At 68.7% G+C, this 11,812-nt stretch carries 12 protein-coding genes; 8 read left to right on the top strand and 4 right to left on the bottom strand.

Annotated features, from left to right (window positions below; translation table 11 throughout):
- Positions 1-64: 64 nt before the first annotated feature.
- Entirely contained in the window at positions 65-1,798 is a 1,734-nt protein-coding gene (locus ACFWFR_RS12660) for a carbohydrate-binding protein (protein WP_377623193.1), read from the bottom strand.
- 194 nt (positions 1,799-1,992) lie between these two features.
- Here ACFWFR_RS12660 and ACFWFR_RS12655 point away from each other — a divergent pair, with 194 nt between their 5' ends.
- Together ACFWFR_RS12655 and ACFWFR_RS12650 are read left to right on the top strand one after the other, a co-directional pair.
- Positions 1,993-2,703, top strand: a complete 711-nt coding sequence (locus ACFWFR_RS12655; RefSeq protein ID WP_377623192.1) for a DUF305 domain-containing protein — start codon at positions 1,993-1,995, stop codon at positions 2,701-2,703.
- Between the two features lie 85 nt (positions 2,704-2,788).
- The gene (locus tag ACFWFR_RS12650; RefSeq protein WP_377623191.1) at positions 2,789-3,385 is read left to right on the top strand and encodes a dihydrofolate reductase family protein; all 597 of its coding nucleotides are present in this window, start codon (positions 2,789-2,791) and stop codon (positions 3,383-3,385) included.
- A gap of 75 nt (positions 3,386-3,460) precedes the next feature.
- Here ACFWFR_RS12650 and ACFWFR_RS12645 read toward each other — a convergent pair whose 3' ends face one another.
- A complete protein-coding gene (locus ACFWFR_RS12645; protein WP_377623190.1) occupies positions 3,461-4,498 on the bottom strand; it encodes an alcohol dehydrogenase catalytic domain-containing protein in 1,038 nt (345 codons plus the stop codon).
- Between the two features lie 172 nt (positions 4,499-4,670).
- Here ACFWFR_RS12645 and ACFWFR_RS12640 point away from each other — a divergent pair, with 172 nt between their 5' ends.
- A complete protein-coding gene (locus ACFWFR_RS12640; protein ID WP_377623189.1) occupies positions 4,671-5,657 on the top strand; it encodes a helix-turn-helix transcriptional regulator in 987 nt (328 codons plus the stop codon).
- Positions 5,657-6,058, top strand: a complete 402-nt coding sequence (locus tag ACFWFR_RS12635) for a cupin domain-containing protein (RefSeq protein WP_377623188.1) — start codon at positions 5,657-5,659, stop codon at positions 6,056-6,058. The genes ACFWFR_RS12640 and ACFWFR_RS12635 overlap by 1 nt, the downstream gene beginning before the upstream one ends.
- A gap of 141 nt (positions 6,059-6,199) precedes the next feature.
- Here ACFWFR_RS12635 and ACFWFR_RS12630 read toward each other — a convergent pair whose 3' ends face one another.
- A complete protein-coding gene (locus tag ACFWFR_RS12630; protein ID WP_377623187.1) occupies positions 6,200-6,865 on the bottom strand; it encodes a LuxR C-terminal-related transcriptional regulator in 666 nt (221 codons plus the stop codon).
- 31 nt (positions 6,866-6,896) lie between these two features.
- Positions 6,897-8,063 (bottom strand): sensor histidine kinase, encoded by a 1,167-nt coding sequence (locus ACFWFR_RS12625; protein ID WP_377623186.1) that lies wholly within the window; start codon positions 8,061-8,063, stop codon positions 6,897-6,899.
- 117 nt (positions 8,064-8,180) lie between these two features.
- On the opposite strand from ACFWFR_RS12625, the gene ACFWFR_RS12620 reads away from it, so the two are divergent.
- From ACFWFR_RS12620 to ACFWFR_RS12605, 4 genes are all read left to right on the top strand, one after another.
- Positions 8,181-8,957, top strand: coding sequence for an ABC transporter ATP-binding protein (locus tag ACFWFR_RS12620; RefSeq protein ID WP_377623185.1), 777 nt, complete (start codon positions 8,181-8,183; stop codon positions 8,955-8,957).
- A 95-nt stretch (positions 8,958-9,052) separates the two neighbouring features.
- On the top strand, positions 9,053-10,297 hold the full coding sequence (locus ACFWFR_RS12615; protein ID WP_377623184.1) for an FtsX-like permease family protein: 1,245 nt from the start codon (positions 9,053-9,055) through the stop codon (positions 10,295-10,297).
- Positions 10,298-10,349: 52 nt separating this feature from the next.
- On the top strand, positions 10,350-11,123 hold the full coding sequence (locus ACFWFR_RS12610) for a DUF4097 family beta strand repeat-containing protein (protein ID WP_377623183.1): 774 nt from the start codon (positions 10,350-10,352) through the stop codon (positions 11,121-11,123).
- Between the two features lie 99 nt (positions 11,124-11,222).
- Positions 11,223-11,711: a nitroreductase/quinone reductase family protein gene (locus ACFWFR_RS12605; protein ID WP_377623182.1), complete on the top strand. Its 489-nt coding sequence runs from the start codon at positions 11,223-11,225 to the stop codon at positions 11,709-11,711.
- Positions 11,712-11,812 lie beyond the last annotated feature (101 nt).

The following is an 11,812-nucleotide window of genomic DNA, read 5'->3' as shown; positions in this document are numbered from 1 at the left end:
CCTGGGAGGTGAGCGACGCCGTCGGGCAGTGGTCACCCGGGCAGAGAGCCGGGCGGGCGACAGATCATCCCTGGGGTGTCCACGGACCCCAACGGTCGCCCGGCGCCTGGTTCCTCGTCCACCACTTCGCGGTGTACGTGGTGCCCTCGTGCGTCACGGAGTCGCCCGAGGAGTAGACCCGGGTCGGCTTCCACGCCCCGACGCCCTCCGAGTCGACGCCGGCGATCTCCTCCCACGGACCCCACGGGTCCCCGGGCAGCTGGCCCTTGGTCCACCACTGGGCCCGCCAGACGGCGCCCGCGTACGTGACCGTCGTGCCGCCGGCGTAGGCGGTGCCCTTGGCCCAGGCGGCCGGCTCGACGTACGTCGGCTGCGCCTGCGGGTTGAGCTCGCCCGTCAGGACCGACTTTGCGGCGTTGGTCACCGGGTCGTCGAGCAGCAGGACGTCGAGGCCCTTCTGGATGTCGTTCGAGATGATCGCGCCGTTGTACCAGTACGCCGACCACGAGCCGCCGAGGATCAGACGTTCCGCGGAGAGCGGTCCCCGGTCGAACCACGCGATCTCGACGGGGTTCGCCGAGTCCGTGAAGTCCCACACGGAGATTCCGCCCTGGTACCAGGCCTGGACCATGATGTCGCGGCCGGGAACCGGGATGAGCGAGCCGTTGTGCGCGACGCAGTTCTCCGTCGTGGCCTGCTCGCGCGGGATCTTGTAGTAGCTCTTGAACACGAGCTGGCCGTCCACGATGTCGTAGATGGCGTCCGCGCCCTTCTCCTGCCCGACCGTGGCGTTGCAGGTCGGCGCGCCGCCGCCCCCGAGCTCGTCCGTGAAGACGACCTTGGTGCCCGCGTTGTTGAACGTCGCCGAGTGCCAGAACGCGAAGTTCGTCGTGTCCCGCACGACCTCGGTGACCACGGGGTGCGCGCGGTCGGAGATGTCCATGAGGATGCCGTCACCCATGCACGCGCCCGCCGCGATGTCCTTCGACGGGTACGTCGTGATGTCGTGGCAGCCCGACGTCGTGCTCGAGCCGTTGCCACCCGGGTTGCCACCCTCGGGGAAGAGGACGGGGGTCGAGACGAGCGCGGCCGACGCCGGGTCGTCGAGCGGGATCTGCACGACGCTGATGAGGTCGTGCGGCGGCTTGCAGTCGGGGAACGAGGCGTTCGGGGAGTACGACGAGACGTAGACGAACAGGTCCTTGCCGTCCTTCGACGGCGCGAGCGAGTTCGTGTGGGAGCCGCACTGGGTCTCGACGGCCGACACGTACTGCGGCGACGTCGGGTCGGAGATGTCGAAGACCTTGAGGCCCTCCCACGAGTCCTTGATCGTCGCGCTCTGGGCCACGTTGTCGCACGACGCGTTGCTGCGCGACGAGTCGGTGCTCAGGACGAGCAGGTCGCCGTAGACCGAGATGTCGTTCTGGGAGCCGGCGCAGACCACCTGGGCGACCTGCTGGGGGTTCGTCGGGTCTGCGACGTCGTAGACCGTGAACCCGCCGTAGTTCCCGGCGAACGCGTAGCGGCCCTGGAAGGCGAGGTCGCTGTTGTACTGGCCCTCGGGTGCGAAGGCCCCGTTCTTCGGGATGTTGGCGACGAGGGAGAGATTGGGGCTGCCCGCGATCTCCCCGGGAGCCAGGACGTCGGTGGCCTGGGCGAGGGGAGCGAGGCGCTGTGCGGGGAGCGAGGAAGGGGCCCGCTCGATGAGCTCGGCCACCGCCTCGGGGGACCCGTCGGACGGCTCGGCATACGCTGCCGACGCGACCGCGAGCGAGGAGAGAGCGAGGGTGGCTACCACGGACGAGGCGAGCAGGATCCGGCTTCCGTGCGTGTGCGTTCTTCGATGCACGAGGGAAACACCTCCTTGATAGGGTTCTGCGCATTCTGACCGGCAAATGTGATATGCACCACTTAAACAGGATGGTTCCGGCAGGGTTTTACACGGAGGGAACAGAGCGCATGCGGAGTTTTCCTGGCGGAAACGTCAAGCCGATGACAAGGACAGGTGCAGGCACCCGTTTCCTGACCTGCGGGTTCGTCGTTGTGGGGGTCGTGCTCGGGGTCTCGGCGTGCACGGACGACCCGGAGCCGACCTCGACGCCGTCGAGCATCGTCGTCCAGCCCGGCCTGCCGGGGGAGGGAAACGCGACCGTCGTGCCCGAGGACTTCGAGGGCGCCCCGCCCGAGGGCCCCTGGAACCAGGCCGACGTCGGGTTCGTGGCCGGCATGATCGAGCACCACCTGCAGGCGCTCGAGATCGCCGCGCTCGCCCTCGACCGCGCGGAGTCTGGTGCCGTCCGGGCGTTCGCCGAACGCGTCACCGCTGCGCAGGGTCCCGAGGTGCACGCGCTCGCGTCCTGGCTGCAGGCGCGCGACGTCGCGGTGCCCGAGGGTGCGCAAGAGGTCGGCGGGACAGGGCCCCGCGTGCCCGAGGTGTCGGGCGGCGGGCACGGGGCCCACGGAGACGGTGTCGTCGGGATGCTCACGGCTGAGCAGATGGCCGCCCTCGCGGAGGCGAGCGGCGCGGAGTTCGACCGGCTGTTCCTCGAAGGCATGATCGCGCACCACCAGGGCGCGCTCGACATGGTGGACGTCGTGCTGGTCGACGGGCAGGACCTGTACGCCAACGAGATCGCCGCCGAGACGGCGTCGGGCCAGGCCGGCGAGATCGACCGTATGCGCGACCTCCTCGACGGGCTCTGAGGCGCCGGCCCGGTCAGGAGGTCGAGACGTTGCGAGCGAGCCCGGTCGTCGTGCGTCCCTCGCGCGACTGCAGGAGGATCGCACCATGGCTCCGAGCTCACGCACCGTCGTCGGCAACATCTCCGTCTCGCTCGACGGCCGCATCAACGGGCCGGGCGGCGAGAACGACATGGGATGGGTGGCCCCGCACGCCGTGAGCGACGCGGCGTTCGGCCTCCTGGAGGACCTCATGCGGACCAGCACAACGGTCCTGCTCGGCCGCAAGAACTACGAGGGGTTCCGTTCGTACTGGCCCGCGGTCGCGGGCGACGAGTCCGCGGACCCGCGCAGCCGGGAGTTCTCGCGCTGGCTGGACGACGTCGAGAAGATCGTCTTCTCGCGCACGCTCACCGAGGCGGAGTGGTCGGGGGCGCGCGTGACCACGCAGAGCCCGCCCGACGTCGTCGCGCACCTTCAGGAGCAGGCCGGGGGCGACGTGTGGGTCATGTCGAGCGCGTCCGTCCTGCGACAGCTCGTCGCCGCGGGCCGGCTCGACCGCCTGAGCCTCATGCTGTGCCCCGAGATCTCGGGCGGCGGGGACAGGCTGTTCGACGACGGCGTGCCCGCGTCGAGCTGGCGCCTGGCCGCGTCCGCGCCCACGGAGACGGGCGCGCTGCGCCTGACGTACGACGTGGCGCGGTGACCCGGGCGCTGGGCGGGTCGACCCGGGAACGACCCGACGCCGTCGGGCAGGGTCCCGCAGCGCCCGGGCCGCGGCTCACGGACGCACGATCACCTTGAGCGCCTCGCGCGTGTCCATGAGGCGATAGGCCTCGGCGACGTCGTCGAGCGAGACCTCGGCGTCGAACACCTGGCCGGGGTCGATCTCTCCCGCGAGGACCTGGGGGATCGCCGCCTCGATGTAGGCGCGCACCGGGGCGGGCCCACCGGTCAGCGTCGCGTTCTTGCCGAACAGCGACCCGAACCCGACCGGGGCGTCCTCGTACTGAGGGACCCCGACGCGGGACACGACGCCTCCTGGTCGGACCACGCCGTAAGCCTGCTCGTACGCGGGCATGTGCCCGACGGCCTCGAGCACCACGTGCGAGCCCTCGCCGCCCGTCAGCTCGAGGACCTTCGCGATGCCGTCGGCGCCGCGCTCGGCCACGACGTCGGTCGCGCCGAAGCGCCGACCCAGGTCCGTGCGGGCCGTGTGCCGACCCATGAGGACGATCCTGTCCGCACCGAGCTGCTTCGAGGCCAGCACCGCGGACAGCCCGACCGCGCCGTCACCGATCACGGTCACTGTCTTGCCGGGACCGACCTTGCCCTGGTGCGCCGCGTGGTACCCCGTCAGGTAGACGTCCGAGAGCGTCAGCAGCGACGGCAGGAGCGTCGGGTCGACGTCGGACGGGATCTTCACGAGCGTCCCCTGCGCCTGCGGCACGCGGACCTTCTCGGCCTGCGCCCCGCCCACACCTCCGGCGGCGTAGAACCCGCCGTGCACGCACGAGGTGTGGACGCCCTCGCGGCAGAAGACGCACGTGTTGTCGGAGAACGCGAAGGGGGAGATGACCAGGTCGCCCTCGGTCAGACCGGTCACGCCGTCGCCGACCTGCTCGACGACGCCGATGAACTCGTGCCCCATGGGGACGCCCTCGGCGCTCGCGGGCATCGAGTGGTACGGGTGCAGGTCGGACCCGCACACGCAGGCCAGGGTGACCCGGACGATCGCGTCGGTCGGAGCTTGGAGGACCGGGTCCGGAACCTGCTCGACGCGGACGTCGCCCGGGCCGTACATGAACGTTGCTCGCATGAAGTGGTCGTGCCTCTCGGTGGGGGTCTCGGAGCTCCCACGCTAGGGACTGTCGCCAGGACGTGGCAGGCCCTGCCGGTACCCGGCTCACGAGGGCCCGGTGGTCCCGGGCCCGTACCCGGGTACCGCCAGTACCTCCCCGCGACCCGACCCTGGACGTACCGTCGTAGGCATGGACCTGAAGGCGGAGACCCGCGACTTCCTCACGACGCGCCGCGCCCGGATCACCCCGGACCGGGCCGGTCTGCCCGCGTACGGCACCAACCGTCGGGTCCCTGGCCTGCGCCGCGAGGAGGTCGCGATGCTCGCGGGGGTGAGCGTCGACTACTACACGCGGCTCGAGCGCGGGAGCCTCGGCGGGGTGTCCGAGGAGGTGCTCGAGGCGCTGGCCCAGGCGCTCCAGCTCGACGAGGCCGAGCACCGCCACCTGTTCGACCTGGCGCGAGCCGCCAACGCGTCGGGCGCCGCGAGGTCGCGGGCCCGACGCGCCCCGGCCCCGGTCCTGCGGCCCGCAGTCCAGCGGATCCTCGACGCGATGGACGGCGCGCCGGCGTTCGTGCGCAACGGTCGGCTCGACGTGCTGGGCACGAACTCCCTGGGCAGAGCCCTGTACGCACCGATCTACGACTCGCCCGAGCGGATCGCGAACAAGCCGGTCAACACGGCCCGGTTCCAGTTCCTCGACCCGGACGCCGCCCGCGAGTTCTGGGGAGACCGGTACGACCGGATCGCGCACGACGCGGTCGCGATCCTGCGGGCCGAGGCCGGCAAGAACCCGTTCGACTCGGCGCTCACCGCGCTGGTCGGGGAGCTGTCGACCCGCAGCGAGGACTTCCGTCGGCTCTGGGCGTCGCACGACGTGCGGCTCCACCGGACGGGGACCAAGATCTTCCACCACCCCGTGGTGGGCCGGCTCGAGCTGGACTACGAGGCGCTGGAGCTGCCCGCGGACGCAGGGCTGCAGCTCAACGTCTACACCGCGGTCCCCGGGTCGCCGTCCGACGACGGGCTCAAGCTCCTCGCCTCGTGGGCCGCGACACGGGCCGTGGAGGCGGGCGGCACCGCCGCCGAGGGCCACGGGGTGCGGGCCGACGCGCCCGCCTCGACCACCGGGCCGACGGGACGTCCGACCACCACCCCCACCGAGAAGGACCTCTGATGCAGAAGCTGACCAAGCCCGCGACGGCCAAGAACCTGCCCGAGCAGTTCACGGGCGACGTGTGGCTCGACCCGATCGCGCTGCCGCAGGACCCGTCGCAGCGCATGGTCGTCGCGCTCGTGCGCTTCGCGCCGGGGGCGCGGACCGCGTGGCACTCGCACGCCAAGGGGCAGACCCTGCACGTGGTGTCGGGCGTGGCGCTGGTCCAGTCTCGGGGGCAGGCCGTCGTCGAGGTGCGTCCCGGCGAGACGGTCTACTGCCCGCCGGGCGAGGAGCACTGGCACGGCGCGACCGCGGACGACTTCATGGAGCACCTCGCGATGCTCGAGAACGCCGACGACCCCGCGGCCACCACGACGTGGCTCGAGCACGTGAGCGACGCGGAGCACGCCGCGCGCTAGTACTTGTGCGTCCCGTGTCCTCGTCCGGGCGTCTGGTTCAGCCCCGCCACCGGTCGCGGTGGACCACCTCGGAGAGCGGGCGCCGGCGTGGAAGAGGGCGGTGTCCAGACCGGCAGGGAGGCGCCGCGAACGATGATCAGCTCAACGATGCTCGAACCATGCGAGGATCGCTTTCACCCGCCGGTTGTCCTGGTCAGGTGAGAAACCGAGCTTGAGGAAGATGTTGGATACGTGCTTGCTGACTGCGGCACCAGAGAGATAGAGGTCACCTGCAATCTCCGTGTTCGAACGTCCCTCGGCCATGAGCATCAGCACCTCACGCTCGCGATCTGTGAGACGCGACAACGGACCGTTCTGCTGACCGATTCCAGTGGCATGTTGAACGACCTCGGGGTCGATGACCACACCGCCGGCGGCGACCGTGTCGAGTGCGCGGAGGAAGTCCGTGATGCGCCCGACCTTCTCCTTGAGGAGATATCCGACCCCGCCGTCTGCTCCTGGCCCGCTGAGGAGTTCCCGCACATAAGGGCCGACGACGTAGGCCGAGAGAATCAGCAGCGGCAGGTCGCGATACCGCGACCGCAGTTCAAGCGCGGCCCGCAACCCGTCGTCGGTGTTGCCCGGTGGCATGCGCACATCGGTAATCACGATGTCGGGCGCATCGTCCGAGCGCATGAGGTCGTCAATCACTGCAACAAGCTCGGTGGCGTCCTCGCACTCACGTGTCACCTCGTGACCGTTTGCGGTGAGAATCTCGCGAATCCCTGCTCGCATGAGTGTCGTATCATCGGCCAGAACGACCCTCATATGCCTCCTTCCTTTCTCTTTGCGTCGTGCGTCACCAAGGTGGTTCAGAGGGCACAGCTGCTGTGATGATCGTACCTTTGCCAGCAGGGCTGGAGACTTCGAGTCTCCCTCCCACGCTTCGAACGCGTTCCATCAGGCCGGCAAGTCCTGTTCCGGCACTGACTTCGGCACCACCCTTGCCTGCATCCACGACGCGAAGGTGAACACCGGTCTGGTCGTAGCGGAGATTGATCACGGCCTGGTTCGTGCCCGCGTGCTTGACGATGTTTGTCAGGGCTTCGGAGATCGTGAAGTAGGCGGCGGCCGCTGCGGGCGCGGAGAGCATGGAGTCGTTTCCTGAGGAGTCGAGCTCGATGTGCAGCGGCGACCGTGCGGCGAGCTCGCCCACGGCTGCGGTGAGACCCAGGTCGGTCAGCTCCCGGGGGTGGATGTCGCGCACGGTCTGTCGGAGCCTGGCGAGAGCCTGTTCGGCGTGCTCACGCGCTTGGGTCGCCTGGCTCATCAGCGCGGGCTCCCCGCTCGACGCAGCCGCCGCCTCGAGCATTCCCAGGCGCATGATCACGGCCACCAGCTCTTGTTGAGCGCCGTCGTGCAGGTCTCGCTCGATACGCTGTCGTTCGAGCTCGAAGGCACGGGTGAGTGATGCCCGACTGCTGCGCAGCTCGTCGACCTTGGCGATGAGGTCAGGATCCTGCTCGCGGGAGAAGGCCGTTCGTAGGGTATTGCGCAGAAGTGAGATACCCATCAGGAGTGCGACTGCCGTCACACCGAGGACCAACCCTGCGGGGACTGCGAGAATCGCTTGCGTCAGTGATTGCGGAATGAACGGTCCCATTTGTGCTGCGATGCCGAACGACCAGAAGATCGGCTCGAAGATCAGCACAAGGCCGCCTGCGAAACCCCAAAAACTGATCCACAACGACGCGGCGCTCAGGACGATCGCGCAAAGGTAGACCGGCACGTCGGTGGTCCACAGAGCACGTGTGCGCAGGCGGTTCGTCACCCATGAGCGCCACGTAGCAGTGGAAGGCTTCAGTGGAAGGCTCTGGTCGCCACAGGTCTGGGCTCTGAGCCGGTCGAGCTCTGCAACAACTACGGCAGACGCAGGTGCCACGACGAGGCCGATCAGCATGACGGGGAAAGCGATTGCGGCGAGCACCTCGGTCAGCGCCCGACGGCCGACACGGAGTCTGGACACCGGACCATGTTACCGCGTCACGTCCGGCGCCAAAGGTAGAGCCAGCTCTACCGGTTGCCGCCCAGTTCGGTACTCAGCTCTACTGTGCCTCGCGACGAACGCTGGTGAGATGGTTGCATGCCAAACGACCTTGAGCCCGAATCGTGCATCCGCCTTCGTGACGTGCGCATGGATTATCCGGTGCCAGGTCGCAAAGGCGAGGCGGTGCGGGTGCTGCGCGGAATCTCTCTCGACATTCCCGATGGGCGTTTGACTGCCATCGTCGGGCCGTCCGGGTCGGGGAAATCAACGATTCTGCTGTGTGCCGCGGGGCTGGAACGGGCCACCGCCGGGTCGCTCGAGATCCTGGGCACCGACATGCTCGGGCTGAATGCGCGCCAACGAGCAGCATTTCGCAGCGAGAACATCGGCTTCATCTTCCAGGAGTACAACCTCGTGAGCTCACTCACCGTCGAAGACAACATCGCTCTGCCTTCGCGCCTTGCTGGGCGCAGGATCCCGCGCAAGAAGGTCGTCGAGACGATGACGCGCCTGGGTCTCGTCAAGCATGCTCGTCAACTCCCTGCGAGTCTCTCCGGGGGCGAGCGTCAGCGCGTCGCCATCGCCCGGACAGTCGCACACCAACCCCGCATCGTCTTCGCCGACGAGCCGACCGGAGCCCTGGACGTCCGCTCCGGGAACGTAGTGCTCGACTGGTTGCAAGCGCTCCCCGCTCAAGGAAGCACCGTACTGATGGTCACGCACGATCCCCACGCAGCCGCCCGCGCCGACACCGTCATCGTCATCGGCTCCGGTCTGGTCCACCGGATCATTCCGGGCGGAGACGCACGTGCGGTCGGCGAAGCCGTGCTCGCTGCGCAGTCGGCGGACGAAGAGTCCGTGCTGGCGTCATGATGCGCCTCGTTCTGGCCGATATCCGCAGGCAAGGGAGAACGTGGTCGTGGGGGCTGCTGGCCGCAGCAGTCGGAGCAGCCTGCACTGCAGGTTCGATGATCGCCATGTTCACCGCCATGTCAGCCGCCGGCGCTGCTCAGGACTCCACCATGGTGTCTGCCTCGATCGCGCTCGGTGGCAACATCGTGTTCTTCACCGTGCTCTCCGCAACGGGGATCGTCGCGTCCATTGCTGGGCTCACGCTCACCGCACAGCAGCGAGAACATGCCCTCTGGCTGATCCTCGGCATCCCACGTCGCCGAGTACGCACGATCCTGAGGGTGGAACTTCTCGCACTCGGACTCGCTGCGGGGATCATCGCGATCCCCTTCGCACTGCTTTCTGCCAACATCTCACTCACGCAGTGGGCGACGACCGGACTGAACCTGCATGGAGCTGCGGCCACGTTCGAGCCATGGCACGCCGGGGCATCCGTGGTGAGCGGGACCGTGCCATGCATGCTGGGAGGCTGGGGCGTCACCTCCCGCATTGCGAAGATGCCGGAGATGCAGGCTTTCCGCGACGCCGCGAACCCTGTGGCCCGCCTGCGCGCCGGACGCGTCGTGTTGGCGTTCTGCCTGTTCGCCGGTGTCGTCGGCATGTGGATCCCGGGATTGCTCCTCGATCTGTACGGTGGCCTGCCGCAGCGCACCGCCTTCGCGTTCGCTGGGAACCTGTTCCTGATCTGCTTGCTGCTGCTCATGGGGCCATGGGTGTTGGCGCCGCTGATGCGAGCGTGGACTGCGCTGGTGCCCGCGCGCGGTGTTGCATGGCACCTGGCCGTGCAAGGGTGCAGAGCTCGTGCGGCGCGAAGTGTCACCACGATCCTGCCGTTCGCGCTCTCGATCTCCGTCGTGGCGCTGTTCATGGTGATGGGAAGCGTGATGCCCGGCAGCTCCGCACGCATCGACGATGTCCTCGTCGTGCTGGGTTGGGTGTTCGTGGTCGCCTGGGTGGGGGGCTTCGCCGTGATCGCCCTGGTCGGCTCGGAACGACGCCGAGACTCGGCTGTCATCGCCGTCGCAGGTGCGCGGCGGGGTGTGATCGCCCGCTCGACCCTCTACGAAGGCGTGATCTATGCAGGAACGGCCGTCGTCTTCGGCGCCCTCGTTCTCGCGATCTCCGCGAGCACGATCTCGATGGCAGCGCATATCAGGCTCGCCGAGCTGCTTCCCGGAATCCCGTGGGCCTCGCTTGGCGGACTCGCCCTGATCACACTCATCACACCCGTCCTGGCTCTCGCCGCCCAGGCGTACGCTGCCTCGCGTTCACAGCTCACGCGAGTTCTCAGCAGCAGCTAGCCGACCCGTTGGACCCCAGACATTCAAGTCCGATCCCTGATACGGAGAACTCGTGAAAACCCAGATCCGCAACAAGCTCGCCGTCGGAAGCATCCTCGCCCTCGCTCTCCTCGCTACCGGTTGTTCGAGTGGTGGTGGAGGAGGCGCGGATTTCTCCGATGCTGAAACAGTGTCGCAGATATTCCCCTATGGCGGTCGATCGCTCACCATCGACGCGGGAACCGCAGATCTCGTTCTCGTCTCAGGTGGCAGCAATGAGGTGAAGGTCGATCGGCAGATCGCAGGAACCGCGAACGGTGAGACCCCTGAGGCGACGGAAACTCTTGACGGGGACACGCTGAAACTCTCGGTGGACTGCAACGGGTTCGCGATCAGCTGCAAGGGAAGGTTCACCGTCTCCGTGCCCGACGGCGTCGCTGTGGTCGCGCAGAACAAGAACAGCCTGATCGACGTCAGCGACTTCGGCGCCGACCTGACGGTCAGCGCCGTCGACGGACAGGCCGACCTCGCACAGATCAGCAGCCCGACACTGACCCTGACCGGTAGGGACATGGTCGTCAACGGCACGGGGCTGTCGGCGAAGTCCGTCAGGACCGACACCAGAAATGGCGACATCGACCTGACGTTCTCCGATGCTCCCGGTCGCGTGGAGGTCAGCAGCAATGACGGCAACGTCAGGCTCGCACTGCCCGATACCGAATACCGCGTGGATGTGACCACCAAGAAGGGCAAGGACGACGTGAGTGTGTCCCGGTCTGATTCCAGCAATCACATCATCTCCGTCACGACCCGCAACGGCGACGTCTCCATCACCGCGGCCGCATAGCACGCGCGCGTCGTTCTTCGACGGCTCGTGGTCCAGGGGAGCCCGGCCGTCCCGACCCCCGGACGCGCACCGCGGGACCGTCCCGGCCATCATGGGGGCATGACCTCCCTGCTGCAGGTCGTCCGGTCGGTCGTCGCCCCGCTCACGCGCACGCGCGTCTTCCGCAGGATCGCGCCGGTCGCGCTGCCGCCGGTCGAGCGTGTGCTCGCCCGTGCGTCGGGCGGGCGGCTCCAGCTCAGCGCGATCCTCGTGCCCTCGCTCGTCCTGCACACGACGGGCGCGCGGTCGGGCGAGCCGCGCAGCACCTACCTCATGTACACGCCCGACGGCCACGGCCGGGCGATCGTGGCAGGGACGTCGTTCGCGCGCGACCGGCACCCGGCCTGGACGTACAACCTGCTGGCGTACCCCGACGCCGCGATCACGGTGCGCGGCCGGGACATGAGGGTGCGGGCGTCGCTCGTCGAGGATGACGACGAGCGCGAGGCCGCGTGGGACCTCATCCAGGCGCAGTGGCCGGGGTACCGCGCCTACGAGCGCGAGTCGGGCCGGGTGGTCCGCCTGTTCAGGCTCCAGCCCGTGGCCTGAGCCTCGTCGCGTCCGGGGCGAGGCAGCCCCAGGCACCGCCGTCGGGCACGGGCGTGACCTGCGCGGGGTCCTGACGGGTCCGCCGGGCGCTCCTCGCGGGG

This window comes from Oerskovia sp. NPDC060287 (genome assembly GCF_042726775.1).
Classification (GTDB): domain Bacteria; phylum Actinomycetota; class Actinomycetes; order Actinomycetales; family Cellulomonadaceae; genus Oerskovia; species Oerskovia merdavium.
Note: the sequence above shows the minus strand (reverse complement) of the source record. Positions and strands in the feature narration are given on the sequence as shown.

What these genes read in the sequence shown, in the direction of transcription:
- ACFWFR_RS12655 (WP_377623192.1), top strand. Translation starts at nt 1,993, where the DNA reads ATGACAAGGACAGGTGCAGGCACCCGTTTCCTGACCTGCGGGTTCGTC.
- ACFWFR_RS12650 (WP_377623191.1), top strand. Translation starts at nt 2,789, where the DNA reads ATGGCTCCGAGCTCACGCACCGTCGTCGGCAACATCTCCGTCTCGCTC.
- ACFWFR_RS12645 (WP_377623190.1), bottom strand. Translation starts at nt 4,498, where the DNA reads ATGCGAGCAACGTTCATGTACGGCCCGGGCGACGTCCGCGTCGAGCAG.
- ACFWFR_RS12640 (WP_377623189.1), top strand. Translation starts at nt 4,671, where the DNA reads ATGGACCTGAAGGCGGAGACCCGCGACTTCCTCACGACGCGCCGCGCC.
- ACFWFR_RS12635 (WP_377623188.1), top strand. Translation starts at nt 5,657, where the DNA reads ATGCAGAAGCTGACCAAGCCCGCGACGGCCAAGAACCTGCCCGAGCAG.
- ACFWFR_RS12630 (WP_377623187.1), bottom strand. Translation starts at nt 6,865, where the DNA reads ATGAGGGTCGTTCTGGCCGATGATACGACACTCATGCGAGCAGGGATT.
- ACFWFR_RS12620 (WP_377623185.1), top strand. Translation starts at nt 8,181, where the DNA reads ATGCCAAACGACCTTGAGCCCGAATCGTGCATCCGCCTTCGTGACGTG.
- ACFWFR_RS12615 (WP_377623184.1), top strand. Translation starts at nt 9,053, where the DNA reads ATGATCGCCATGTTCACCGCCATGTCAGCCGCCGGCGCTGCTCAGGAC.
- ACFWFR_RS12605 (WP_377623182.1), top strand. Translation starts at nt 11,223, where the DNA reads ATGACCTCCCTGCTGCAGGTCGTCCGGTCGGTCGTCGCCCCGCTCACG.